The sequence below is a fragment of the Dictyoglomus sp. NZ13-RE01 genome, from assembly GCA_002878375.1.
GTDB lineage: Bacteria > Dictyoglomota > Dictyoglomia > Dictyoglomales > Dictyoglomaceae > NZ13-RE01.
On the sequence record NIRF01000002.1, the window covers coordinates 19,666 to 45,808 of the forward strand.

Genomic DNA, 26,143 nt, shown 5'->3' on the forward strand with positions numbered 1-26,143 from the left:
TTATGAGTTTAATCTATGGAATCGTAATTTTCATACTTGTAATAGTTCTTCTCTCTATTTTCTTTTCTTTTGTACCTTTAGGGCTTTGGATCTCCGCTCTTGCAGCAGGTGTTAAAATAAGAATCTTCGATCTTATTGGCATGAGGCTTAGAAGAGTGCCTCCATCAATAATAATTAATTCCATGATAAAAGCCCACAAGGCAGGGCTAAGTGAGGTAACCTTAGATAAATTAGAAGCCCATTATCTGGCTGGTGGAAATGTTGATAGAGTAGTAAATGCCCTTATTGCTGCTCAAAGAGCAGGAATACCATTAACTTTTGAGAAGGCAGCAGCTATTGATTTAGCAGGAAGAGATGTGTTAGAAGCAGTACAAATGAGTGTGAACCCAAAAGTTATAGAGACTCCTGTTGTAGCTGCAGTAGCAAAGGATGGAATTGAGCTAAAGGCAAAAGCAAGAGTTACTGTAAGAGCAAATATTGAAAGGCTTGTAGGAGGAGCAGGAGAGGCAACCATAATTGCAAGAGTTGGAGAGGGAATAGTAACGACTATTGGTTCTGCAGAAAGCTATAAAGAGGTTTTAGAGAATCCTGATAGTATATCAAGAACCGTCTTAGCAAAGGGATTAGATGCAGGAACTGCCTTTGAGATTGTTTCTATCGATATAGCGGATGTAGATGTTGGAAGTAACGTAGGTGCAAGACTAAAAAGTGATCAGGCAGAAGCAGATATGAGAATTGCACAAGCTCAAGCAGAGAGTAGACGCGCTCTTGCTATTGCAAGAGAACAAGAAATGAAAGCCCTAACTCAAGAAATGCGTGCAAAAGTAACAGAGGCTGAAAGAGAAATACCTCTTGCTATAGCTCAAGCTTTAAGAGAAGGTAAAATTGGCGTTTTAGATTACTATACCTTAAAAAATATAATGGCGGATACTGCCATGAGAGAGGCGATCTCACAAATAACAAAGAAACCAGAAGAGGGTAAACAATAATGGATTGGATAATAATCTTATATATAATTTTTATAATAGCTTCTGGTATAATTTCCGGTTTAATGGAATCCAAAGGAAAAAGACCAAGAAGAATAAAACCAATTGAGGTTCCTGTTACAAAAGAAGAACCTGAATTAATAAAGGAAAAACCTATAGTAAAATATGAAGAACCCAAAAAGATTTTAGAGGAGCCGAAAAAGACGAAAAAAGAAAATATCCCTCAAAAAGTAGAACAAGAGGAATTCTCTATCGAAAAAGATTTGGTAGAAAAACTACCAGAAATAATAGCTCTCATGGAGATAATAGGACCTCCAAGAGCTTATCGGGGTTTTGGTCAATCATTTCCTCGGAAATCTTTATAACTTGAAATTCCTCAAAACCAAATATTGTTGTAAAGACATTTATAAAATCCCTCTTTACCTCATAAAGGTGAAGAGGGATTTTTAATTCCTTTAGCATAGAAGTGACCTCTTTATCCTTTAATCCACAAGGAATTATATAAGAAAATGGTTGAAGATCATTATTAACATTCAAGGCAAATCCATGTAACGACACATGATTTTTCACTGCTAATCCTATTGCACATATTTTCCTATTTCCCACCCAAACTCCCGGATATTCCTTTATAATTTCTGAATTTATACCATATTTTCTTAAAAGTTCTTGAATTGATCTCTCAATTTTATATATAAATTCTTTCACCTTATTTATTTTAAAACTAAAATAACCGACCAACTGTCCAGGACCATGGTAGGTAATATCTCCACCTCTTTCAATCCTATAAAAATCAATACCTAACCTATTTAGTTCTTCAATAGACTTTAGTAGGTTTTCTTCCTTTCCAAATCTTCCCAAGGTTATAACAGGATGATGCTCCAAAAGAATTAGGACATCAGGTATTTTATCTTCCTTTCTTAAAGAATGTAAATATAATTGGAGATCCCAAGCCTTTTTATATTTTACACAAGGTAAATCTAATATCTTTAGCATCATGTTCTATACGTAGATATTTTAACAAAAACATTTTTCCAAGATCTTTTTATAACAAAGAAATAGAAATTAATCATTGCTTTACAAGATATATCCATTGCCATTGCTATCCATGCTCCTGGAAAACCAATTTTCCACACATTTATAAAAAGATAAGCAGAAGGTATTCTAATAAGCCACATTCCTAAGCTATTTGAGATCATAGGAAGTTTTGTCATTCCAGCACCTCTTAAAGCTCCTGACATAACATTATTGGTTGCAAGTAATGGTTGTATAAAAGCTATAATCCTTAATGCTGTAACTGCCATATTAATAACGTCTTTCTCCCTACTGAATATCTTTACTAAATATTGAGGAAATAAAAATAATAAAACCCCAACACTACTCATAAATAATAATGCCATCTTCCAAGATTCTATTGCCGCCTTAAAGGCATTATCATCTTCTCTTGCTCCTCTAAACCGTCCTACCAAGGTAGTAGCAGAAACTCCAAAGGCAAAACCAGGTTGAAAAGATAGTGATTCAACATTTAAAGCAATTCTATGAGCTGCATAAGCCTTTGTACCTAACCTAAGAACAATAGTAGCATAAATAAGGGCGCCAACAGAAAAGAATAATTGCTCCAAAGAAGTAGGGATACCAATCCTCAATATATGGAGCATTTTTTCTTTTCTATACTCAAAGAAATATTTTATTTGAAATTTAAAAAAATGATCTCTTTTATACAAAACATAAAAGAGGTACATAAGAGCTATAAATCTTGAGAGGGAAGTAGCTAAGGCAGCTCCAGCAACTCCCATAGCTGGCATTCCTAATTTCCCAAAAACTAAAACATAATCCCCAAAAATATTTAGTATATTAGCTACCATGGTAACGTATAAAGGCGTTTTTGTATCCCCAGCACCCCTCAGAGCTGAAGAAATGATAGGTATGAAAACAATTAAAAAACCTGGAATTAATATAAACTTTAAATAGCTTGAGGTTTGTGCTGTTAACTCCCCTTTAGTACCTAAAATAAACAAAAAAGGCTCAACAAGAAAAGCTCCAAAGATGAACAATATAATGGATACAATAAGTCCTAAAGTAAGAGAGTTTCCCAAATATTCCTGTGCAGATTTGTAATCTTTTGCACCTACACTATGAGCAACAGTTACCAAAGTACCAGTCGTTAATGAAGCTAAAATAGCAACAAAAATATTTACAATCTGTCCTCCCAATCCTACCGCAGAGAGAGCAATGTTTCCTAAAAAACCTACAAAAAACATATCAACAAAACTAAATAATAATTGGAATAAGTTCTCGATTAGCACAGGAATTGCTAATTTCAATAATTTACTTCTTATCTCTTTGTTATTACCATTTAATAATTCCAAATTCTTCATTGACTATACATTAAAATATTAAAATTTTTTACTCCACTATTTTCACCAATAAAAAGGGGCGGCTGGATTAGGTTTATTTACTCCAGCCGCCCAACAAGGAGGGGGGTGTAGCTATATTATAAAACTTAAAAATTTATATGTCAAAAAATTATTGCATCTTAAAAATCTTTGTTATAAAATATTCCCAATGAAAAAGGCTATGAACGGGAGTAGTAGCCACTGTTCGCAGAATTCAGAGAGGCTGGGTAAAGGTGTGAGCCAGCTATTCTGCAGGTGGTGAATGGGCCCGGGAGCTGTGGACCGAAAAAGGGAATAACCCTTGAGTAGGCTCCACCGGAAGATGCCACCGTTATCAGGGCAAAGGGTATCGGAGATTATCTCCCGTACCCAAAAAGAGTGAGGTCTTAAGACCTAAATAAGGTGGCACCACGAGAGGAAAGCCCTCTCGTCCTTTACAGGGATGAGAGGGCTTTTTTATTTATAAAAATATGAAAGGAGGAGCAATGTGATGAGAAGAAAGTTTAATCTGGAGGAAGAAAAGATTCCTAAAGAATGGTACAACATTCTTGCGGACCTTCCTTTCCCAATACCTCCTGTATTACATCCTGCTACTGGGAAACCAGCAAAACCAGAAGACTTATCTCCTATCTTTCCCATGTCCCTCATTCAGCAGGAAGTAAGTCAGGAAAGATATATCCCCATTCCCAATGAGGTCTTAGAAATTTACAAATTATGGAGACCAACGCCACTTTATAGAGCATTAAACTTGGAAAAATATTTGGATACTCCTGCTCATATTTACTATAAATATGAAGGAGTAAGCCCTCCAGGAAGCCATAAACCAAACACTGCAGTTGCCCAAGCTTATTTTAATAAGATAGAAGGGATAAAGAGGCTAACTACAGAAACAGGAGCTGGACAATGGGGTTCCGCTTTAGCCATGGCATGTAATTTCTTCAAACTTGAGTGTAAGGTTTATATGGTTAAAGTTAGCTACTATCAAAAACCATATAGAAGATCATTGATGGAAACCTGGGGAGCAAAAGTTGTGCCAAGTCCAAGTAAAGATACAGAAGCAGGAAGAAAAATTTTAGAGCAAGATCCAGAATCACCAGGGTCCTTGGGAATCGCCATAAGTGAGGCTGTAGAAGATGCAGTAAAGAGAGATGATACAAAATATTCCTTGGGAAGTGTTCTAAATCATGTCTTACTTCATCAAACCATAATAGGAGAAGAAGCCCTATTACAAATGGAGATGGCCAATGAGTTTCCAGATGTAGTAATTGGATGTGTAGGAGGAGGTAGCAATTTTGCAGGGTTATCCTTTCCATTCTTAAGAGAAAAATTCAAAGGTAAAAAGATAAGGTTTATTGCGGTAGAGCCAGAATCTTGTCCAAGTCTTACAAAGGGAATTTATGCTTATGACTTTGGAGATACAGCTAAACAAACTCCCCTTTTAAAGATGTATACTTTAGGACATAATTTTGTACCACCTGGAATACACGCAGGAGGACTGAGATATCATGGAATGGCTCCAATAGTAAGTGCTTTATACCATCATGGATATATTGAAGCAAGAGCTTATCCTCAACTTTCAATTTTTGAAGCAGGAGTAATTTTTGCAAGAACAGAAGGTATAATCCCTGCCCCAGAGTCTGCTCATGCAATAAAGGCAGTAATAGATGAAGCCTTAGATGCAAAAGAAAAAGGAGAAAGGAGAGTTATATTATTCAACCTAAGCGGACATGGATTCTTTGATCTCTCTGCCTATGATCAATATTTTGCTGGAAAGTTGGAGAACTATTCTTATCCAAAAGAAAAAGTAGAATCAGCCTTAAAAGATCTTCCAAGAATATAAACATTATAGGTGAGGAGCACTTCTTCTAAGCTCCTCACCTTCCAAGGAAAGATACAAATCTCCAAGCTCAATTCTTCTTATCTTCTCCCTTACTTTAAATGGAGTAAAAACTATAATGGAATTTTGCTCAAAGTTTATATCCTTAATGATACCTAAACCTAACAGATTTTCTTTTTCATCTAAAAGAGCTACTAATCTATTTTCATAGATTTGTTTTTTTGTCCTATCTATGAATTTACCTATAGAATGTAATAAAAAAGTAGGTAATTCTAAAAATTCTGCATGAGCAAAATAATTTCGAAACTTTTTTTGCCTGAAACTTTTTCTTTCCTCCCAAGATCTTTCTCTTGCCATTCTACTTTGAGATATCACATAAAAATTTTTAGTTAATCTATGAAGAATTTTGATGAAACTTTCTAATTCCCTATCTTTTCTAATTAGAACTATATGATCAGGCTCTAATAGACTTAATTTATAGTATTTTAAAACATTTCCCAATTTACCTAATATTAATCCACAAGTATTAACTAATATAAGCTCACAATTAAAAAGTTTTGCCCTCTCTACCAACTTCTTAACTCCAACTATGAGAGGCAAAAGATGCCCTACTGGTGAAATTGCCCCAACAAAATACCAATCGTTAATGGGAAGTTCATCAAAATTATAAAATTCTCTTTCTGGAATGCTAAGACTAACAGTGGTTGGAATACCTAACTCGCTCTGACCCAAATCGCTATTTATAATAGCAACCTTTATATTACACTTTAAAGCTTCTTTTGAAAGATAATAAATAAAAGAACTTTTACCAACATTTGGAACCCCTAATACTACCACTAGACCCTTTTTATTAAATATAGACTCTTTTGTTCTCTCCCAATCTATGGGTATATCTAACATTAAAACTCTCTATATTGAGGGGCCTTTTGATATAATTCCTCAATCTTATAAAAATCCCTTGCCTTTGGTGAAAAAATATGGACTATAAAGTCATTATAGTCCAATAATAGCCAACCACTACCTTCCTTTCCCTCAATTCCTCTTGGTTTAAAACCTAATTTGTCCATTTCTTCCTCTATAACTCTTTGAATAGCTTTTCTTTGTGTAGGAGATGATCCTGTGCAAATCACAAAAAAATCTGTTATCCCAGAAATATTTGTTACGTCTAAAATAACTACATCATCACCCTTCTTGCTTATAATCAAACGAGCCACTAAAAAAGCCTTCTCTTTACTATCCAAACCATCACCTCCTATGATTTTTCATTTTTCTCTTCAAAAATTGACTTTTTCAAATCCTCTATAGCCTTCAAGTCAGGTATAACATAACTTATTCCATTAATATTTTCTGACACTCCTGGCATCGTATACATTTTTATATTTTCCTCTTCAATCCCCCAAAATCTTGAAGCCAAATATAAAGCCTCATAAAAAGACATATTTGTTTCTATGGTTGAGCCCACCAAATTTATATATTTAGGAAGATCTGTTAAGGTTATCTTAGATTTCAACTGGTTATAAAGAGCTTTTAAAAATTTTTGTTGTCTTTCTATTCTTCCCAAATCGCCTAAAGGATCATGCCTAAATCTAACATATCCTAAAGCTTCTTTCCCATTTAAGTGATGTTTTCCAGGCGTCAATCTCACATAAAATTTATCAGTTCTATCTGTATAGTACATGGGCTTCTCAACCTCAATTTCAACACCACCAATAGCATCAATTAGTTTCTCAAACTGTTGAAAATTCATCTTTGCATAATAGTTTATTGGAACTCCCAAAAATTCCTCTACTGTTTTTACTGCTAAATCCACCCCACCATAATGATAAGCATGATTGATCTTATCATATCCTCTCCCAGGGATTATAACCCTCGAATCCCTTGGTATTGATAAAAGATCTACATGTTTATCCTTTAGATTTAAAGATATAAAAATAATCGTATCAGACCTTCCAATATCATAACTTCTCTCGTCTACTCCGAAGAACAGAATATTAATACGATCCTGCTTACCTAAAACAAGATCTGTAATCTCAATAGGATCTAAAGATGGAAAAGATTTACTTGGTTTATAATTGTAACTATTTTGAATATAATAGTAACCACCAATACCTACAATAACTAATAATATTAGTAGTATTCCAACTCCTATTAAGAATATTTTTAACTTTCGCAAACCTATTTCCTCCCTTTCAATAAAGGACCCCTCTTATCGAGGGGTCTTATTTTTCATTTTAAATTATATCACAGTTAAATATTTTATGAACGAGGTCTTCTCTCCCTTGGTTTTTCAGCTCTTGGCTTTGCCTCGTTTACTACAATCTTTCTCCCTTTAACTTCAGAACCATTTAAAGCAGAGATCATTTTTTCTGCAGAATTATCTTCTACCTCTACAAAGCCAAAGCCCCGAGATCTTCCTGTATTCTTATCAGAGATAATTCTTGCAGATATTACATTACCATAATTAGAAAATATATTTTTTAGTTCCTCCTCGGTGGTAGACCAAGGAAGGTTTCCAACATACAAAGTCTTGCTCATTTTTCACCTCTGGAAAATTTTTTAGATTTGAGAGCTTTTTGGGGAAACCCTCGAAACCCTAAAAGAGAATAATTTAAGCTAAAATCTACGGTACCTCGGTAACCTTCACCTCTCTTTCCCGGGAAAATAAAAAGACCTAAGCATCCTAAAAACTTAGGTCTTTTCTGAACCCTACATTCTTTTAAAAAACAAAAACCTCTAACCATCTTCAACAGTAAGGAATTGTAGCATAATTTCATTTGGATGTCAAAAATAATTTTCCCTTGCTCTGTAATCATTTTTAATCATCCTAAATCATAAGCACAATTCTTTTAACCATCTCCCTCTTGTTCTACATAAAAATCTTGTTTTTACTTAATATGTAATCTGCTTTCACGTATGACGGAATAGGAAATAAAAAGTATACAAGCAACAAACATAACATCTACTAAATTTGTTAGTCCATATGCTTTAAAAAGGTAAGAAAATATTATGTCACCAAGGGAGTGTAAGGAAGCCCCAATGACAAAGAAAATTAAATTTTGAGCTCTAATTCCTCCCCAAAGTTGTATAGTTAATATTAGAGATAAAGTTAAGAGAACAAAATCTCCAAGGATATAGAAAGAATTTAAAAATTTCTCCAAAAAAGTTTGTTCTTTATCAAAGAAAGTAGGAACAACTCCAACGTACATTACCCCTATTAATAAAATTACTGCTATAATGGCTATCAAAAATTTCTCTGTAGAAGAAAGGGCAACGTTTATCCATTTAATAAAGTAAACTAAAGCTATTACAATTGGCACATAAAAGAGTACATAAAAAAGCTCTGCAATTCCTGGAAAGGGAGCTTCTTGAGATAAAAAGATTGGGTAATAGAACCAGATAATGTCACCAATAATAAAAAAAGCTATTCCTAAAACTATGAAAAACCAGCCTAACCATCCTCTCCAATTCCTGTCAACAAAGGAAAATGTGATTACAGCTAATAGTGAAGATATGATTTCTGCAATCACATAGGAGATTGGGGCAAGCTTAATTAATTGGGGATAGTATGTAGAGATAAGAAATGAGAAGAAGACTATCAAAGAAAGAATAATAAATATAACCTCTACTTTTTCTAAGAATTTACTCATGATCTCCCTCCTCAAATTCTAATTTTTCTGGACTCAAATCCTCTAAAATTTTTAAGATTTCTGGTTCATTTTTATATTTTTCAAAAAAAGTTTTATAAACTTGCTGATATTTTTGAACTGTCACCTTCTTTCCCCAGTATTTTGCAATCTCTACGTTTAGCATTTTTATAAATGACACAAAATATTCAACAAACTCGTTCCAGCCTATCTCATGAATTTCTTTAAGTATAAACTTTTTGTTGTAAAATACTAAGGATTCTCCAAAAGGATTCGTATTTTTAATATAGCCTTCTATTGTCCCATTACTAAGTCCATGCTGAGAATAAAAGTCCAACAGGAAGTTCATATAAGAAAGTAAAACATCATAAATTTTATCCATTTCTTCTTCAATTACTCCAAATTTTAAAGATGGTAATTTAAGATTTTCAAAATCTTCCTCAGTTATTTGATAAAATCTTAAAAATCCCTCCCCTCTATTTAAGAGTTCATTAAAAACTTTATACTCTGGATCCAACTTTAGCATACCTTCTCCTTCTTCATAATAACCTAAAAGCTCTCCGCCCTCAAATAAAAAGTGATATTTATCTTTAGAAAATAAAATAGAAAGTTGAGAGATGGTATTTTTTTTAATACAATCCTCTAAAAGCTTTGAGGGGACAAATAAAGATATCTCTTTATCATGAATTTTAGGAGAAGTGAATAGTGAAACAAGAAGTACTTTTGTGATTTTTGAATCAAGAGAGCATAAAGAGATTTTTGAATTCCTTGCCAATGCATCTGTAACAAACATATTTATAGCATCCTCATCAGAAAGTATCAGCTCCCCCTGATGGTAGGTAAAAGCTTTTCTAAGTTTACCATTTGTTATCAGTATTTCTGTCTCATATTCCGAAACTATACCTCTTAGAATACCATAAAATTTTTTAGAACGAATCCATGCTATAAGTTCTTTAAGGTTTAATAACTCTGAAGGGGTCTCTTTATATATAGTTTCCCCTTTAGGGAATTTCATATCAATACCTCCTAAAAATTTATTTTTGTAACAAACAATAATAATTATATTTAATATTTCAATAAAGTTCAAGTATAAATTTTATCTTTGTTATAGTTTTGTGATATTGTCACCTGTAATAGATTTGAGATAATGTCACTATTATGAAAGGAGTTCGAAAGAACAAGATTAATTCAAATGGCTTTAGATGGCTTCATCTCTAACAAAAAAGCTTCTGAACTTTTTAATCTTAGTATTAGACAAGTATCTTTATTTACCCTCTTAAATAATGTAGAATATCATAAATTTTTTCATAAATTTTTATTTAGAGGTGAAGATATGAGTAACAATATATTTTGGGCTATGATATTAAATGTCATAATTGCATTAGCTCAAATAATAGCAGGAATTTTTTCTGGAAGCCTTGCTTTGATAAGTGATGCTCTACATAACATAAATGATTTTTTCTCTCTTTTTATAAGTTATATCGCAAATAAAATTGCATCTAATAAGAAAAGTGATATAAAGCACTCATATGGCTTCAAAAGAGTAGAAATTATATCCGCTTTTATTAACGGAATCATGCTTTTGGGAGTATTCTTTTATCTACTCTTTGAAGCTTATAAAAGATTAAGAACCCCCCATGAGGTATTAGGGGTTCCCACTTTGATTGTTGCTATAATTGGATTAATTGGCAATATATTAGGTGCAATGTTATTGCACGAGGAGAGTCACGAGAACCTTAATATTAAAAGTGCTTTTTTGCATTTAGTTTCTGATAGTTTGTCTTCTGTAGGTGTAATTTTATCCTCAATTCTTATTCTATGGAAAAATCTTTATATAGCAGATACAATCATATCCATAGTTATTGCAATTTTTGTCTTATTTGGAAGCTATGAATTATTAAAGGAGTCTATCCATATTCTCTTAGAGGGCGTACCATATAATTTAGACATAGAGGATGTAAAAAGGAAAATATTAGAAATTGAGGGAGTTAAAGATGTTCATCACATTCATCTTTGGCAAATTGGAAGTAAAGAAATATTACTATCCGCTCATGTAGTCGTAAAAGATCAGGAATTATCAAAGGCAGAAAAGATATATGGTCGTATAAATAGCATTTTAAGAGAAAATTTAGGAATAATTCATTCTACTATACAGTTAGAAACCAGCGAGGATAAGGACTGTAATTGTGAGTTTTGATTTTATTCCTATAAATTTTTTTGAAGTAAAGAAAAAAGGATGGGAAAGCTTAGATATCATCTTGATATCAGGCGATGCTTATGTTGACCACCCCTCCTTTGGCACCGCTATTATTGCAAGAATCTTAGAAAAGAATGGTTTTAAGGTAGGTATTATACCTCAACCAAATTGGAGAGAAAAAGAAAGTTTTAAAGTATTAGGGAAACCTAAACTATTTTTTGGTATAACTGCTGGTTCTCTTGATTCTATGGTAGCTAATTATACTCCTAATAAAATTAGAAGGCGAGAAGATGCCTATTCTGAAGGAGGAGCAGCCGGAAAAAGACCTGATAGAGCTACCTTAGTTTATTCCAATATAGTTCATGAATTATATCCAGACATACCAATAATATTAGGAGGAATCGAGGCAAGTCTTAGAAGATTTTCCCATTATGATTTTTGGGAGGATAGGATAAGACATTCCATATTATTGGAATCAAGAGCCAAGATATTAGTTTATGGAATGGGAGAGAAACAAATAATTGAGATAGCTAAAGCTTTAGCAAAGGGAGCATGCTGGGAAGAAATATTTGAAATACCTGGAATTGTATTCTCTATAAATGAAAAAGAATTTAAAAATTTCATTCGAGATGAGAATTATATAATTCTTCCCTCCTTTGAAGAAGTTGAGGAAAGCAAGGAAAAATACCACGAATTCCAAAACTTACTAATAAAAGGTTTAAAATTAGGGAAAAGATTAATTCAAAAGGATGGTAAAAGATTAATTATCCAAAATCCTCCACCTATTTATACATCAAAAGACTTAGATTACATATATTCCTTGCCTTTCACAAGAAAAGCCCATCCTTCATATAGAGATGAGATTCCAGCATTAAAGACTGTTCAAACCTCCATAACATCCCATAGAGGTTGTTTTGGAAGTTGTACTTTTTGCTCTTTAAATTTACATCAAGGCTGGCAAGTAATAGAAAGAAGTGAAGAGTCTATAATGAGAGAAATTAAATGGCTTGTATCCCAACCATTTTTTAGAGGAACAATAACAGATATAGGTGGTCCCACTGCTAATATGTATGGATTGTCTTGTAAAATCTATAAAATTCCTGGTTCATGTCCTTATAGAGACTGTCTTTATCCTGATATTTGTCCTAACCTTATTATAGATTTTTCGAAACAACTAAAGCTTCTTAAAGATGTAAAAAATATACCAAAAGTAAAACATGTATTTATTGCCTCTGGAATCAGATACGACTTAGCCTTAAAAGATCCATATTATATTAGAGAGATAATAAGAGAGGGTTATATAGGTGGTCACTTGTCTGTAGCTCCAGAGCATGTAGACAACAAAGTCTTAGAAATAATGAGAAAACCCAAATTTGAGATCTATGAAAAGTTCGTAGCTTTATTCAATGAGGAATTAAAAAGACAAAAAAAGGAACTTTATATAATACCATACTTCATTTCTTCACATCCTGGAGCAGATCTAAAATCCGCTTGGTCCTTAGCTATGTATGTCAAAAGTTTGGGACACTATTTAGAACAGATTCAGGACTACACACCACTTCCTCTTACTCCTGCCTCTTGTGCCTTCTATACCGAACTCCACCCCTTCAGAAAGGAAAAAATATATGTAGCGAAAAGTCAGGAAGAAAGAAGATTACAAAGGGCATTAGTGCAATATAAAGACAGGAAAAATAGAGACTTCTTACTTAAAAATAAAAACAAGATTCCTTTTCCCCTTGAAGAACTCCTATACTAAATCATCTTAAAAAATATATTATTAACAGAAAAATAGCAAGAATAAATCTATAATAGGCAAAAATCCTTAAACTATTTCTCTTAAGATATGAAAGTAAGAATTTAATACTTAAAATACCAAAAATAAATGCGGAAATTATTCCTAACAAAGTTATTGATAGGTCCAAACTCACATGCCCTTTATATACTTGATAACTTTTTAATAGAAGGGCGCCTAAAAGAGTAGGAAGAGATAACAAAAAGGAAAATCGCGCAGATTCCTCTCTTCTCAATCCAACAAATAAACCTCCTGAGATTGTAGAGCCAGACCTTGATACTCCAGGAAATAAAGCAAAGACTTGCCAAAAGCCAATAGTAAGAGCTTTTACTATATTTAAATCAGTAATTTTCAAAGATTTTTCAGTTCCTCTTTCAAAAAGTAAAAAGATTATTCCAAAACTTATAAGACCAATACATATAATAGGAATTGCAAAAGGATATGACTGCGGTTGAGCAATCTTCTCTGTTATAGGATCTAATATAATTCCAAATATTCCTGCTGGTATAGTAGCAATAATTAGATAAAAAAATAATCTCCTTTTTTCTCCACCTTTAAAAATTGCAAGAATCATATCCAACCAATCTCTAAAGAAATAAATTAAGATTGCTAAAATAGTCCCTAAATGAAGAGCAACATCAAAAGAAAGCCCAAGATCTGGAATCCTAAATAAGTAAGGTATAATAATAAGATGTGCGGTACTACTAATAGGTAAAAACTCAGTAATACCTTGCACCATGCCTAAAATAAATGCCCAAAAACTTCCCATAATGACCTCCTTATTTTCCTACACAAAAATTCTCAAAGATTTTATCCACAATATCTATAGAGGTTTCCTCTCCCAAAATATTTCCTATTAGCTTCTCCGCTTCATATAAATTTTCCGCTATAATATCATACCCTCCAAAACTCCAATTTAATATTTCTAAAGACTCAGTAAGTAACTCATAGGTAGATTTCAATAGGGTTTGATGATGAATATTTAGAAAAATGACATCTTCTAATTCTTCCTTCTCTATACTTGAAAGAATAAAATCCTCTAATTTATCAAGCCCCTCCTTAGTATATGTAGAAATATGTAAAATACCCATAACATCTCTAAACTTTTCTCTTATCTCTTTTTCATTTATCTTCGATGGTAGATCCATTTTATTAATAACTAAAACAATCTTATTATTTATACTTTTTATTTGTTCATATAACCTGATATCCTCTAATAGTACACCCTCTGAATTATCTATTAAGAAGAATATCAAATTCGCTTGATGAATCAATTCCTTTGTTTTTTCTATTCCTAAAGCTTCTATCTCATCCTTTGGTTCCCTTAATCCCGCCGTATCATAAAGTTTTACAATAAAACCTGAAAGAATGAGCTCTCCCTCGATATAATCCCTTGTAGTTCCAGGATACGGACTTACAATAACCCTTTCTTCTCTCATAAGTGCATTGAACAGACTTGACTTTCCTACATTTGGTCTACCAACAAGTATAATCTTATACCCTCCCCTGAGCCATTCACCTTTTTCCGACTTTTCTATAAGATATTTCACATCTTGAGAGATTTCCCTTATCATATCTTTCCATTTTTCTTTTTCTAAATCACTAACGTCCTCTGGAAAATCTAAAACTGCTTCTAAAAAAATTCGCACTCTTTCAATCTTATCCTTCAAAGTTTTCAACCTTTTAGAAAAGTCTCCCTCTAATTTTTTCAAGGCAAAATCCAAAACCTTATTGCTCCTTGCATATATGAGATCCAAAACTCCTTCTGCCTGTAATAGATCAATTCTACCATTAAGAAAAGCTCTCTTAGTAAACTCCCCCCTATCCGCCAAACGAGCACCCAATTTTTGAAACAGAGTAACAATCTCACGGAGAATTAAAGGGGATCCATGAGCATAAATCTCTACCATATCTTCTTTAGTGTATGTTTTAGGTGCCCTTAGTATTGCAACCATTACCTCATCTATAACTCTTTCTCCATCCACAATTTTTCCATAATGAAGAGTATGAGATGGTACCTTTTCTATATCCTTCTTCTTAAAAGGTATAAATACCTTTTTCAAAAGAGATATCACATTTGGTCCACTAAGACGTACAACACCAATTCCGCTATGTCCCAAAGGAGTAGATATAGCAACTATATCATCTTCTAAATATTTTTTCATAGCCCTTCTTTAGGTGCAATTACAACGTATCTATTAGGTTCTTCCCCTACACTGTATGTATATACTTTTGGATTATTTTGGAGAGCCAAATGAATAATTCTTCTTTCCCGTGCAGGAAGAGGTCTCAGAGATATTGGTTCTTTTTTCTCTTCTACCTTTTTAGCTAATTTATTAGCCAAATTTACAAGATAAGCTTCTCTTCTTTCTTTATAATGATCAATATCTAAAACCACTTTTTCTTTGATACCAATTCTTTGAGCATATATCCTTAATATAAGCTCAAAAGCTGATAAATTCTTTCCATTATATCCTATTAATCTTCCTAAATTTTCTCCTTCAATACTTACTAATAAAAAATCTTTTTTGTGACTATTTACCTTTGCTTTAATATTCATCTTTTTTAGAAGATTTTTTACAAATTCAATCAATGATTCTTCTTCCTTCTTTTTCACCCATGCAAAAATCCTATATGGTTTCGCTCCCACTCCTAAAATTCCTTCTCTCCCCACCTCTAAAATTTTATACTCTATCTCTTCTAAGGGCACCTCGAGAATAATTTGGGCTTTTCTTAAAGCATCCTGTAAGGTTTTTCCCTCTGTTTCCACCTCTTTCATAATTTATCCTCCAAAATGAAGCTTTAATACCACATATTGCTGTAATAACTGGAATAAATTAGAAACTAACCAATAAAGCATTACACCTGCAGGAATATTGAAAAAGTAAAACATACCTGTAAAAAGAACTGACATTATTATGTTATTAATTTCTTGCTGTTTTTTAGACTGAGGATCCATGGAGATAGAGGATAATTTTCCTGAAAAATACTGAGTAACTCCCATTAAAATTAACAAGATTATATCAGGCTTAGTTAGGTCCGACATCCAGAGAAAAGATGGTGTTACTACGTATTTATAGTGCAATAGTAATTGGTATAGAGCAATAAGAATAGGAAATTGTAATAGTAAAGGCAAACATCCCATCGCTGGATTTATCTTATACTGCTGATATAAAAGCATAATCTCTCTATTTAATGCTTGTGGATCATCTTTAAATTTTTCCTGTAACTTCCTAATCTCTGGTTGAATCTTTTGCTGAAGCATTAGAGCCCTAAGCTGTGCATGAGTTAAAGGATAAAGAATAATTCTAACAAGAACTACAAGAAGAATAATAGCAATACCATAATTTCCAGAGATATTATAAAAAAATTCCAAAATGTATCTTAGTATATCTACCAAAAACTGTATCATTTATCTTTCCTCCTTAAAAATTTTATATTAATTTTTGTAAATTCTTCGGGTACAGGATCATAGCCTCCAGGATTAAAAGGATGACATCTTAAAATTCTTTTTATAGCTAAAAAACCACCTTTTACTACTCCAAATCTATCTATCGCAATTAGAGCATAAGTAGAACATGTAGGATAAAATCTACAAGAACGGGGTAGAAATGGAGAGATAAAATTTTTATAAAACTTTATCAGGCTAATGGCTATTTTTCTCATCATCTTTTAGAACCTTAGCATTTTTCCAAATACTTCTAAGAATTCTTTCCATTTCCCAATAGTTATCAATAGGCTTTTCACTGCGCCTGACTATTACAAACATTTCAATATCCTCTGGTAAATAAGGTCTGTGTAACCTGTAAACCTCTCTAATAAGCCTCTTGATTCTATTTCTTAGAACTGCTGAACCAACTTTTTTATTTACACTTATGCCAATCTTTCTCTTTTCAGCACCTTTTCTAATATAAACAATAAGAGGAGGAAGGGCGTAAACCTTTCCCTCCCTCAATATCCTTTTAAAATCTTCCTTCTTTTTTAAACGTTCATCCTTCGGAAAAGAATACTTCCCCAATTACACAGCTAATCTCTTTCTTCCTTTGGCTCTACGTCTCTTTAAAACTCTTCTGCCACCAGGAGTCCTCATTCTTCTTAAAAATCCATGAACTCTTTGTCTATGATGCTTTTTTGGCTGATAAGTCCTTTTCATAGCTCATACCTCTCCCTTGCCATAAAATTTACACAAAGGTAATGTTAACAAAAATAAAAATAATCGTCAAGGATTGAAAGAAATAGATGGAATTTTGCCTCCTACAATAATTTTTAAGTTTTCTGGCAAACTATTGATATTCTTCATTACTCTTTCCCTTATCACATCAGGATTTTCAAAATCTCTAACTATTTTCCCTTCTTTAATTAGAGGTTTTAATAGAGGAGTAAAACCAGAAACTGGGGAAGAATTATATAATCTAATTACATCTTGAAATTTTTCATTCCGATAAACCTGCTTTCTTCCAGGCATATTACCTGACTTTGCCCTTGGCTCTCCATCGACCTCGACAATCTTCAAGGCAAAATCAATAGAAGGTGCATTAGCCACTCTTGTCCCAACCCCAAAAGCATCCACAAGATCTTTATATTTTTCTACCTCATACTCATCTAAACCACCACTTAAAAAAATCAATATATCATTAAAGCCTCTCCTCTCAAACTCCCATCTTATATCCCTTATAAGATATGCATAATCTTTACTATCCAATCTAATCCCCTTTAGCTTATCTCCTAAAGCTTCTAAGGCGTTTAATGCCTCCACTGTTGGCGAGCCGTAGGTATCTACAAGGGCAATTCTTGGTATTTTCTCATCTACATACTTATCAAAAGCCAAAAAGGCTTCTTTTTCATCCCCTATTACAAGTATCAAGGCATGGGGCATGGTACCTACAGGGGATATCCCAATATACTTTGCCCCAAGTACATTTGATACTCCATCAAAACCCGTTACATAGGTAGCATACTCAATAGCTGGAGCTAAAAAAGGATGTTGTCTTCTTGTTCCGAAACTATAAATTTTTTTATTGCCAGCAGATATTCTAACCCTTACTGACTTCGTACCAATCCCAGAAAGAAAAGAGACAAAACCCAAAATAGAGGTTTCATAACGAGCAAAATCCCTATAATTTCCAATTATTTGTAATACCGGCTCATAGGGGAAAAATATCTCCCCTTCATCCATAGCATAAACATCTACAGGCAAACCTTCTAAAAGCTTAGCTACCTCAAATATACCTAAAGCTATGCCAAATAAATAATTCCTATCAGGAAAAGATTTTGTGAAAAGCTCCATAACAACTCTTGGATTCTTTCCTAAGCCATTCAAAACCTCTTCAGTACGCAAAAAATACGCATCTGTTTCTAAACCATTTTTAATCTCTTCAGGCTTTGCAATCAAAAAATCCCTCATCCTCTCATAATCCTTTCTTTTATTTCTTTTGATGTAATTATCTCAGCACCATAAATATCCTTCATATATTTCAATGCCCTCTCGTGCTCCTCAGGAACAAAAGAGGCTACAGCATCAGAAACCACAATAACCTTAAAACCTCTATAGAAGGCATCACAGGCATTGTGCTGAACACAGATATGGGTACTTGTCCCAGTCAAAACCACAGTATCAATACCTAAGTTTCTTAACTTATTTTCTAAATCTGTCCCAAAAAATCCACTATAAACTTTCTTTTTTATTACATAATCCCCTTCTTTTGGAGAAAGATCTGCAATAATTTGTGCTCCCTCATCATTTTCCATGGCATGCTCTCCCCAAAGAGATATCTCAGGATCATTAGGAGAATGGGAATCAGTAAGATAAAAAATAGGAATTTTATTGTTTCTTGAAAACTCTAACAAATCTTTTATTACAGGAACTATTTTTTGGGCATATGGATTACCAAATTTACCTGTAACAAAATCTACAATCATATCAATTACTAATATTGCAGGCTTCATTCTTCTCACCCCCAAGGATAAGGGGATAAGCTTTATTAGCTTATCCCCTTAAAACAAAAAATTCTACTACTTCTTTCCTTTTGTGAAATACCAAATGAGAAGGATTATTACTACGATTATTATTAACCACCAATACCAAGCCATATATCTCCCTCCTTCCTAAAAAAAATTAAGAGGGCATCGGCTCTCTTGGATGTAGTTTACATCTTATCCTCAATTATGTCAACCCAAACCCTTCTTGTTCTTGGTCCATCAAATTCTGCTAAGAATATACCTTGCCAAGTTCCTAACTTCATCCTACCATCCTGGATCAAAACAAAAGTAGTATTACCTAATATGGAACTTCTGATATGTGCAGCAGAATTTCCCTCTATATGCGCATAATTTCCAATCCAAGGAACAAGTTTTTCTAATACCTGCAAAATATCTTTACTCACTGATGGATCATAATTTTCATTAATTATTACTCCTGCAGTTGTATGAGGAACAAATATATAACAGACCCCATTTCTTACATTGCTCTTTAAAATACACTCTTCTACTTTTGATGTTATATCCACCAAAGCACTTTTTGCATTTGTAGATACTGTAAATTCAAAAAACATCCCTTTATCCTCCTTTTAGACTATCCATAATTTTCATGTATAATAATCATAGCACGTATTATAAAGGAGGTGACAAAAATGGGCAACGAATGGAAAGGGAAGATCATAAAAATCGACGACTACAGGTTCATGATTCCCGAAGATTACAAGCCAGGAATGAGAGTTCCTGGAATCATATTTGCAGACGAAAAATTACTAAAGGATATTCTATCAGACCAGTCACCAGAACAAGTTGCAAACGTAGCAACTCTGCCAGGTATCATCTATGCATCTTTAGCCATGCCTGATATTCACTGGGGATATGGATTTCCCATTGGTGGCGTTGCTGCCATGAGAAGAAAAGGTGGAGTAATATCTCCTGGTGGAGTTGGATATGATATTAACTGTGGCGTTAGATTAATTAGAACAAATCTAACAAAGGAAGAAGTAGAGCCCAAAATAAAAGAGTTAGTAGATGAATTATTCTATGCCATACCTGCAGGAGTTGGTTCTGAAGGGGAATTGAGAATTAAAGGGAAGGAATTAGATGAAGTTCTTGCAAATGGAGCTCGTTGGGCTGTAAAAAAGGGCTATGGTTCGAAAGAAGATTTGAATAGAATAGAAGAAGGTGGCTGTCTTAGATATGCAAATCCAGATAAAGTTTCAAAAAAGGCAAAAGAAAGAGGAGAATCTCAGTTAGGAACCTTAGGATCTGGAAACCACTTTTTAGAAGTGCAGGTAGTAAGTAGGGTTTTTGAGCCTGAAATTGCAGAAAAAATTGGCATATTTGAAGGACAGATAGTTATAATGATCCATACAGGATCACGTGGACTTGGACATCAGGTAGCAGAAGACTATATTAGGGTGATGAACTCCGCTATGAATAAATATGGTATAAATGTTCCAGACAGACAACTTGCATGTGCTCCTTTCGAATCCCCAGAAGGTCAAGATTACTTTCAAGCTATGTGTGCAGCAGCAAACTTTGCCTGGGCAAATAGACAAATGATAACCCACTGGGTAAGAGAAACTATGGAAAAGGTCTTCAGAATGGGGGCAGAAAAACTCGGTTTACAATTAGTTTACGATGTGGCTCACAATATAGCAAAATTAGAGGAACATATAGTGGAAGGGAAGAAAGAAGAAGTAATAGTACATAGAAAAGGAGCCACCAGGGCTTTTCCTTCAGGTCATCCAGAAATTCCTGAGGAATATAAAGATATTGGTCAGCCTGTGATTATCCCTGGAGATATGGGAAGATCATCTTTTCTTCTTGTTGGACTTCCAAAAGCTATGGAAATCTCTTTCGGCTCCACATGTCATGGAGCAGGAAGAACTCAAAGTAGAAGTGAATTGTTAAGAAGTGGCAGAAGTGCAAGTGATATAGAAAAAGAATTATTAGAAAGAGGCATCATTGTAAGAGCTGCATCAAAAAAATCAATTGTAGAAGAGGCATCTGAAGCTTACAAAAATGTTGTTGATGTAGTAAATGTGGTACATAATGCAGGAATATCCTTAAGAGTTGCTCAGATGAAACCTCTTGCAGTAATAAAGGGGTGAGATTTACTCACCCCTTTTTTTTAAAAATTCATTAGCATTCCTACTTTATGACTTACTCCACCTATTCCTAAGGAATAGAGAAGAGCATAATCTATTCTCCACTTACCATCTGGGCTTCTAAACCCAAAACCAATAGTAGGAGAATCAATATTCCAACCTAACCTAAACAATATAGGATCAAAGGAATATTCCATACCTACATGAGGATATAGGGAGGGAAAATCCAGATCAAAGGCAACATTTAATTTTTTTGACTGATAAGCAATTCCAAACTTAAAATTAGTAGACAGAGCTTCCTTCGTATTACTCTCACCATTGTACCAATCAATATTAGAGAGCAAATTTTGAGCAGAAAAACCCAATTTAAAACTTGAGAAGAGGCGCAATAAAATACCAAGATCCAATCCCCAACCTTCCGCCCTATAAGGTGAAGGTAAATCTACCCAATATCTTTTAAGACTTACTCCCAAAGATACACCCTTTATACCAATAAAATCCAAAGATTTTGCCATAATATATCCCAATTGATTCTCTTTATATAAAACTCCTAAATCTTCAGAGGGAGATAAGGAAGCAAATAAAACTCCACTTGACCAAAGCCCAAAATCAGGAACAGCAAAGGTCAAATCATAAGAGGAAAAATACATGGAAGTACCAAAACCAAAATTTTCTAAGCTTAGAGGGGAATAACCATAAGTAATGTTAAATTGAGAGTTTGAAAGTTTAGCTATACTTGCAGGATTAAAGAACAATCCTACTATTTCTCCCTCAAAAGCACAAAAGGCATTTCCCATTCCAAGAGCACGCACATCCGGACTCACATAAGGTCCTGTGGAAGCAAAGGCGCCATAAATCTGGGCAAAGGACGGAGATACCAATAGAATTACTATTAGAATCCAGATAAATTTTCTTATGATATACCTCCTCACTTAATAACCACAAAACCTTTAAATTTAATTCTTACTGCTCCACTGCTCTCTACAATTATTGCTTTAACAAGATAGTATCCATTTGGAACCAGCTTTCCTAAACTATCTTTTCCATCCCAAACTACAGTATCTTGAGCTTGAGTAGTATTGTAAGATTTTGAGCTCAATTTTTTTACAAGCACTCCATTAAGGGAATATATTTCAATATCTACCCTTTGAATATTTCCTGAAACTGCTTGGAATTGATAATCAATCCTAAGAGTTCCTTTACTTGGAGAAAATACCTTTGGAGATATTAGTAAATCTCCTATCTCTTGTACAACCTGTTCTAATGTAAAAGTATATGTGTCAGAAATTGAATTATCAAGTTTATCAGTAGCTTTAATTATTACAGTGTATACTCCGTTAGTCCAAGTATAACCACTTATTTGAAGGGTTAAAGTTGCAGTTTTATCATCAGAAGACTTTTCATAAGTATAGGTTCCAGAAACAGCACTTCCGTAAGGATCAATCAAACTAATATTAGTCTTAGCCAAATTAAGATCTAAACCAATAGTTTCATCTGCTACAACCGCCCATACCCTCTGAGGAGCGAGAAGAAGTTTGGAATTTCTTGTAGGATTTACTTCTTTTACGATAGGTCCCTTTCTATCTAAGATAAAGGTTGTATTGGAAGTGGATGCATTTCCAGCATTATCATATAAAATCACATCAAGGTTATATGTACCATCTTGACTAAAAACGCTACTTTCAAATCTTGCTACAAGTTCAGTATCTGAAGATTCAGATGGAATAAATAAAGTATCTGTAGAAACTCCTTGAAAAGTAATAGTAACCTTTGATCTTGTAAAATCTATTCCACTACCTAATTCAGAATACTTCACACTAACTTTATCTACATTCCTTACATTTCCAGTTGGAGAAATAGAGAGAATGTTAGGTGCTGTTGTATCTAAAATAAACTTTTGAGGGACAAAAAGCACATTATCTAAAAGGTCAGAAACCCTTATTGTTAAATAATATTCTCCTTCTTGCCAACTATATGTAGGATCTATATTTAATATAAGCTCTGCTGTTTTTGGATTTATAACATTTATTGTAAAGGTAGATGGGACAGTGTTTCCTAATGAATCTTTTAATTCTAAGAAGGTCTTCAATGTATATGTACTTACACCTGTAGTATCATCCTGAACCGTTATTTTAATCTGTGAAAGAGTATAATTCACATAGGTTTGAGGTAAAGTACTACTAATTATCTTTGGAGGTGTTCTATCAATTACAAAATACGTATAAGTAGTAGTATTATTTCCGGCTTTATCTACTAAGTATATGGTAAGATCGTATCTTCCATCCTTAGAAATAACATCCGCTGGCACATTAGCAATGGCATAAATAGAGGATGATAAATTCTTATCAAATAAGAGAGTGACTTCTTTGGAAGGAACATCAGGAGTATACATCTTTATGTGAGATTTTGCAGGCATTAGTGGATAATTATCCCAAAAGTCTAATCCTGAGCCTATATCTTGATACTGTACCCTTATTTGAGTAACAGAATTTACATTTCCAACAGGATATACACTTTGGATTACTGGAGGCGTGTTATCAATAATGAATGTTGATGTAGCCAAAGAGCCAACATTTCCATTTTTATCTACTGGTACTACCTCTATAGTATATTGTCCTGATGGAAGAGAAGAAGTAAAAGTCCAATAAAGGGTATCAACTCCATTATTACACCTTATTCCTCCTACAAGTCTACCCAAGGTATCTTTCACAACTATAGAAGATTTTTCTAAATCTGGTCCTACACCAGCACCATCATCTAAAGCAGCAGAAACTACAAGTATATCAGAAACTAAACTTCCATTTTCAGGTGAAAAGGAAATTACCCGAGGTGGTGTTATATCTAAGGGTCCTGTTGAAAGCCTTTCTACCTTTACAGTTGTCTTAATTTCTTTAAGAGGCAAAAACATACCAAGTGTAGTAGAGAAATAATCAGCATACAAAATAATAGAGTAATTTCCATCCTCAACTCCACCCTCTAAAGTATAATACAATGGTGTTGTATAACCTTCTTGATATACAGGTTGTGGAGAACTTTTCTCTGCATACCAACAAAAGCTTCCATTTCCTGTTGTAGGATCGTAATTTATATTAGTGATAGTTCTTACAGGTTTACCTTTTGCATCATAAATTACAACTTGTAAATTATTTAAAGTATAGGAGGATGCACTGGGATCAATCTTAATTGCATTAAAGAAAAAGGTAGTTCCTGCTATAGCCTCGTTACTCTTTGTTGGGAAGGGAGAAATAATATTAAACTGATTCGAATGAGTATCCCATATACTTGTCTCAATAGTATAGGTAGCATTGGTATCAAGGGAGGGAGAAAAAGGATTAGGGATGGGATAAAAGTTTACAATGGCTAAATCAGGAATATCTAATATCAATCTACCACTTGCCATATTGCTGTTTCCTGCATAATCCACTGCAGTTATAGTATAAACTATATATCCTTCCCTTGCTAAAGTATATGTCCCCCCCAAATACACCATAACCATCCCATACAAAATTATACGTTTTAGGAACAGGACATATAACCCCATTCCACTCAGGAGGAGTATAAACATTTCCTGAACTATCTTGAAGAGTTATAGTTACTGTTGCATATTCGCTCAATTCAAAGGAAATTGTTACCTTATCTCTATATCCATCTCCATCTGGAGAAAATGGGTTAGGTGAAGCACTGAGATTACTAATTGATGGTTTTGTCTTATCCGCTTTTGCAAAGCCCATTTCTGTTGTTAAAGTCTGAGTACCATCGAATACAGCAATCACATAGCTATATTTTAATCCATCCTTCGTAGCTGTATCTGTAAATGTAGTTGATGTGGTAGAGGTGTAAAAGAAATTTGGGTAAGGATTTGTGATACCTTCCGCCCTATATATTGAATAAGTACCTGAGACAGTTGAGGTCCATGCGAGTTCTATTATCCCATTAGGACCAGATCTTGGATAGTTTGGAACCCAATTAATACTCTGAGCGTAAATTATGGAGAAGAGTCCCAGAACGAAAATCGAGAAGAAAAGAAATTTTCTCATATTCCATCCTCCCAAAACTTTTCTTGTATCTTAAATATTATATCACAATTCTAAAAACTCCTTGAAAATACATTTTAATTTCTTTGACAAAGAAAGTAATTATCTGTTATAATCTTCTTAGAATAAATATATTAAAAATCTTGATTAAAGGAGTATATGGTATGGTTGAGAAGCTTAAAAAACATGAGTTTCTTCAAATATTAAAGAGTAATCCTATTATAGCTGCTGTGAGAGAGGAGGATAGATTAACACAGGCTCTTCAAAGTAAAGCAAAGGTCATCTTCTTATTAAAAACAAACATTTTAACTTTACCCCACATAGTACAGGAAATTAAAAAAAACAATAAACATGTTTTTATTCATTTAGATTTATTAGAGGGATTAGCTCAAGATAAATATGCATTAAGATATTTAGGAGAGGTAGTAGGGATAGATGGGATTATAACTACAAGGACTAATCTTATTCAACAGGCAAAAGAAGAAGAACTCATTGCAATCCAAAGATTTTTTGTTTTAGACTCATCAGCATTGGCAACCGGAGTAAAGATTATGCAAACTTCAGAGCCAGATTTCGTGGAAATATTACCAGGTATAATATTCATTCATTTAGGTGAAGAATTAAAACAACAACTGCCCTATCCTTTAATTGCAGGAGGACTCATCCGTACCCCAGAAGAGGCAAAAGATATCCTTAAAGCAGGTGCTGTTGGAGTTTCAACAACTTCTATCGCTCTTTGGAACTTTTAGCTTCTTCTAAGCTCTCAACAGCCTTTAATTTAGCTAAAGCCTTTTGAAGAGAGGCATAAAGTTGTACTTTTTGGGTAATTGCCTTCTTTTCAGAAAGGAGTTTTTCTATCTCTTCCTTCTCTTTTTTAGCTCTTAATATATCTATTTCTTCTGCTTTTTCCGCAGAATCTACAGTAATATAAACATTATCATCAATAAGTTCTAAAAATCCTTCACCAGTAGCAAAGAAATCAACTTTACCACTTTGTTCTTTTACTTTTATAACTCCAATTCTCAAATAAGCCAAAGTGTTCATATGTCCTGGTAAAATTCCCCACATGCCATCCTCTACAGGAACTATTACCTCATAAACATTACCTCTAAATACTACCCTATCTGGTGTTGCTATTTCTAAATGGAGAAGTTTCTCCTTATCCTCTTTCAT

The 26,143-nt window shown here is 33.6% G+C and carries 29 protein-coding genes; 7 read left to right on the forward strand and 22 right to left on the reverse strand.

Annotated features, from left to right (window positions below; all coding sequences use genetic code 11):
- Window positions 1–2: 2 nt before the first annotated feature.
- Both CBR30_02635 and CBR30_02640 read left to right on the forward strand, forming a co-directional pair.
- Window positions 3–989, forward strand: a complete 987-nt coding sequence (locus tag CBR30_02635; protein PMQ01907.1) for a hypothetical protein — start codon at window positions 3–5, stop codon at window positions 987–989.
- The gene (locus CBR30_02640) at window positions 986–1,351 is read left to right on the forward strand and encodes a hypothetical protein (GenBank protein ID PMQ01908.1); all 366 of its coding nucleotides are present in this window, start codon (window positions 986–988) and stop codon (window positions 1,349–1,351) included. The genes CBR30_02635 and CBR30_02640 overlap by 4 nt, the downstream gene beginning before the upstream one ends.
- Here the strand turns inward: CBR30_02640 and CBR30_02645 are convergent.
- Both CBR30_02645 and CBR30_02650 read right to left on the reverse strand, forming a co-directional pair.
- A complete protein-coding gene (locus tag CBR30_02645; GenBank protein PMQ02073.1) occupies window positions 1,281–1,979 on the reverse strand; it encodes an octanoyltransferase in 699 nt (232 codons plus the stop codon). The two genes, CBR30_02640 and CBR30_02645, sit on opposite strands and share 71 nt — an antisense overlap.
- Window positions 1,979–3,361, reverse strand: coding sequence for a hypothetical protein (locus tag CBR30_02650; GenBank protein ID PMQ01909.1), 1,383 nt, complete (start codon window positions 3,359–3,361; stop codon window positions 1,979–1,981). The genes CBR30_02645 and CBR30_02650 overlap by 1 nt, the downstream gene beginning before the upstream one ends.
- Window positions 3,362–3,866: 505 nt before the next feature.
- Here CBR30_02650 and CBR30_02655 point away from each other — a divergent pair.
- Window positions 3,867–5,219 (forward strand): TrpB-like pyridoxal phosphate-dependent enzyme, encoded by a 1,353-nt coding sequence (locus CBR30_02655; protein ID PMQ01910.1) that lies wholly within the window; start codon window positions 3,867–3,869, stop codon window positions 5,217–5,219.
- Window positions 5,220–5,222: 3 nt separating this feature from the next.
- On the opposite strand, the gene CBR30_02660 is transcribed toward CBR30_02655, so the two are convergent.
- From CBR30_02660 to CBR30_02690, 7 genes are all read right to left on the reverse strand, one after another.
- On the reverse strand, window positions 5,223–6,116 hold the full coding sequence (locus CBR30_02660; protein ID PMQ01911.1) for an AAA family ATPase: 894 nt from the start codon (window positions 6,114–6,116) through the stop codon (window positions 5,223–5,225).
- The gene (rsfS, locus tag CBR30_02665) at window positions 6,116–6,472 is read right to left on the reverse strand and encodes a ribosome silencing factor (GenBank protein PMQ01912.1); all 357 of its coding nucleotides are present in this window, start codon (window positions 6,470–6,472) and stop codon (window positions 6,116–6,118) included. Before rsfS ends, CBR30_02660 begins: the two co-directional genes overlap by 1 nt.
- Complete coding sequence (locus tag CBR30_02670) at window positions 6,469–7,389, reverse strand: transcriptional regulator (GenBank protein ID PMQ01913.1); 921 nt, start codon at window positions 7,387–7,389, stop codon at window positions 6,469–6,471. The genes rsfS and CBR30_02670 overlap by 4 nt, the downstream gene beginning before the upstream one ends.
- Window positions 7,390–7,472: 83 nt before the next feature.
- Window positions 7,473–7,751 carry an RNA-binding protein gene (locus CBR30_02675; protein PMQ01914.1) on the reverse strand — a complete coding sequence of 93 codons (279 nt, stop codon included), beginning with the start codon at window positions 7,749–7,751 and terminating at the stop codon, window positions 7,473–7,475.
- A complete protein-coding gene (locus tag CBR30_02680; GenBank protein ID PMQ01915.1) occupies window positions 7,748–8,029 on the reverse strand; it encodes a hypothetical protein in 282 nt (93 codons plus the stop codon). Before CBR30_02680 ends, CBR30_02675 begins: the two co-directional genes overlap by 4 nt.
- A 72-nt stretch (window positions 8,030–8,101) precedes the next feature.
- Window positions 8,102–8,863, reverse strand: coding sequence for a hypothetical protein (locus CBR30_02685; protein ID PMQ01916.1), 762 nt, complete (start codon window positions 8,861–8,863; stop codon window positions 8,102–8,104).
- Window positions 8,856–9,875 (reverse strand): hypothetical protein, encoded by a 1,020-nt coding sequence (locus tag CBR30_02690; GenBank protein ID PMQ01917.1) that lies wholly within the window; start codon window positions 9,873–9,875, stop codon window positions 8,856–8,858. Before CBR30_02690 ends, CBR30_02685 begins: the two co-directional genes overlap by 8 nt.
- Window positions 9,876–10,193: 318 nt before the next feature.
- Between CBR30_02690 and CBR30_02695 the strand changes: the two genes are divergently transcribed.
- Window positions 10,194–11,057 carry a cobalt transporter gene (locus CBR30_02695; GenBank protein PMQ02074.1) on the forward strand — a complete coding sequence of 288 codons (864 nt, stop codon included), beginning with the start codon at window positions 10,194–10,196 and terminating at the stop codon, window positions 11,055–11,057.
- On the forward strand, window positions 11,044–12,813 hold the full coding sequence (locus tag CBR30_02700) for a YgiQ family radical SAM protein (protein ID PMQ01918.1): 1,770 nt from the start codon (window positions 11,044–11,046) through the stop codon (window positions 12,811–12,813). Before CBR30_02695 ends, CBR30_02700 begins: the two co-directional genes overlap by 14 nt.
- Window position 12,814: 1 nt before the next feature.
- Here the strand turns inward: CBR30_02700 and CBR30_02705 are convergent, their stop codons facing one another.
- From CBR30_02705 to CBR30_02750, 10 genes are all read right to left on the reverse strand, one after another.
- Window positions 12,815–13,618, reverse strand: coding sequence for a UDP-diphosphatase (locus tag CBR30_02705; GenBank protein PMQ01919.1), 804 nt, complete (start codon window positions 13,616–13,618; stop codon window positions 12,815–12,817).
- A 10-nt stretch (window positions 13,619–13,628) separates the two neighbouring features.
- Entirely contained in the window at window positions 13,629–15,014 is a 1,386-nt protein-coding gene (gene trmE / locus CBR30_02710; protein ID PMQ01920.1) for a tRNA uridine-5-carboxymethylaminomethyl(34) synthesis GTPase MnmE, read from the reverse strand.
- Window positions 15,011–15,628 (reverse strand): protein jag, encoded by a 618-nt coding sequence (locus CBR30_02715; GenBank protein ID PMQ01921.1) that lies wholly within the window; start codon window positions 15,626–15,628, stop codon window positions 15,011–15,013. Before CBR30_02715 ends, trmE begins: the two co-directional genes overlap by 4 nt.
- 3 nt (window positions 15,629–15,631) lie before the next feature.
- Window positions 15,632–16,261: a sporulation protein gene (locus CBR30_02720; protein PMQ01922.1), complete on the reverse strand. Its 630-nt coding sequence runs from the start codon at window positions 16,259–16,261 to the stop codon at window positions 15,632–15,634.
- Entirely contained in the window at window positions 16,258–16,518 is a 261-nt protein-coding gene (locus CBR30_02725; GenBank protein ID PMQ01923.1) for a membrane protein insertion efficiency factor YidD, read from the reverse strand. The genes CBR30_02720 and CBR30_02725 overlap by 4 nt, the downstream gene beginning before the upstream one ends.
- Window positions 16,496–16,867 (reverse strand): ribonuclease P protein component, encoded by a 372-nt coding sequence (gene rnpA / locus CBR30_02730; protein ID PMQ01924.1) that lies wholly within the window; start codon window positions 16,865–16,867, stop codon window positions 16,496–16,498. Before rnpA ends, CBR30_02725 begins: the two co-directional genes overlap by 23 nt.
- Window positions 16,868–17,002 carry a 50S ribosomal protein L34 gene (locus tag CBR30_02735; GenBank protein ID PMQ01925.1) on the reverse strand — a complete coding sequence of 45 codons (135 nt, stop codon included), beginning with the start codon at window positions 17,000–17,002 and terminating at the stop codon, window positions 16,868–16,870. It lies immediately after the preceding gene.
- 66 nt (window positions 17,003–17,068) lie between these two features.
- Window positions 17,069–18,253, reverse strand: a complete 1,185-nt coding sequence (locus CBR30_02740; protein ID PMQ01926.1) for a nicotinate phosphoribosyltransferase — start codon at window positions 18,251–18,253, stop codon at window positions 17,069–17,071.
- On the reverse strand, window positions 18,250–18,795 hold the full coding sequence (locus CBR30_02745; GenBank protein ID PMQ01927.1) for a nicotinamidase: 546 nt from the start codon (window positions 18,793–18,795) through the stop codon (window positions 18,250–18,252). Before CBR30_02745 ends, CBR30_02740 begins: the two co-directional genes overlap by 4 nt.
- Window positions 18,796–18,995: 200 nt before the next feature.
- Complete coding sequence (locus CBR30_02750) at window positions 18,996–19,400, reverse strand: hypothetical protein (protein ID PMQ01928.1); 405 nt, start codon at window positions 19,398–19,400, stop codon at window positions 18,996–18,998.
- A gap of 78 nt (window positions 19,401–19,478) precedes the next feature.
- Between CBR30_02750 and CBR30_02755 the strand changes: the two genes are divergently transcribed.
- Window positions 19,479–20,939: an RNA-splicing ligase RtcB gene (locus CBR30_02755; GenBank protein PMQ01929.1), complete on the forward strand. Its 1,461-nt coding sequence runs from the start codon at window positions 19,479–19,481 to the stop codon at window positions 20,937–20,939.
- A 20-nt stretch (window positions 20,940–20,959) separates the two neighbouring features.
- Here the strand turns inward: CBR30_02755 and CBR30_02760 are convergent, their stop codons facing one another.
- Together CBR30_02760 and CBR30_02765 are read right to left on the reverse strand one after the other, a co-directional pair.
- Entirely contained in the window at window positions 20,960–21,868 is a 909-nt protein-coding gene (locus CBR30_02760; GenBank protein ID PMQ01930.1) for a hypothetical protein, read from the reverse strand.
- A complete protein-coding gene (locus CBR30_02765; protein ID PMQ01931.1) occupies window positions 21,865–24,501 on the reverse strand; it encodes a hypothetical protein in 2,637 nt (878 codons plus the stop codon). The genes CBR30_02760 and CBR30_02765 overlap by 4 nt, the downstream gene beginning before the upstream one ends.
- Window positions 24,502–25,134: 633 nt before the next feature.
- Here CBR30_02765 and CBR30_02770 point away from each other — a divergent pair.
- The gene (locus CBR30_02770) at window positions 25,135–25,719 is read left to right on the forward strand and encodes a transcriptional regulator (GenBank protein ID PMQ01932.1); all 585 of its coding nucleotides are present in this window, start codon (window positions 25,135–25,137) and stop codon (window positions 25,717–25,719) included.
- Here the strand turns inward: CBR30_02770 and atpC are convergent.
- Window positions 25,697–26,143: an ATP synthase F1 subunit epsilon gene (gene atpC / locus CBR30_02775; GenBank protein PMQ01933.1), complete on the reverse strand. Its 447-nt coding sequence runs from the start codon at window positions 26,141–26,143 to the stop codon at window positions 25,697–25,699. The two genes, CBR30_02770 and atpC, sit on opposite strands and share 23 nt — an antisense overlap.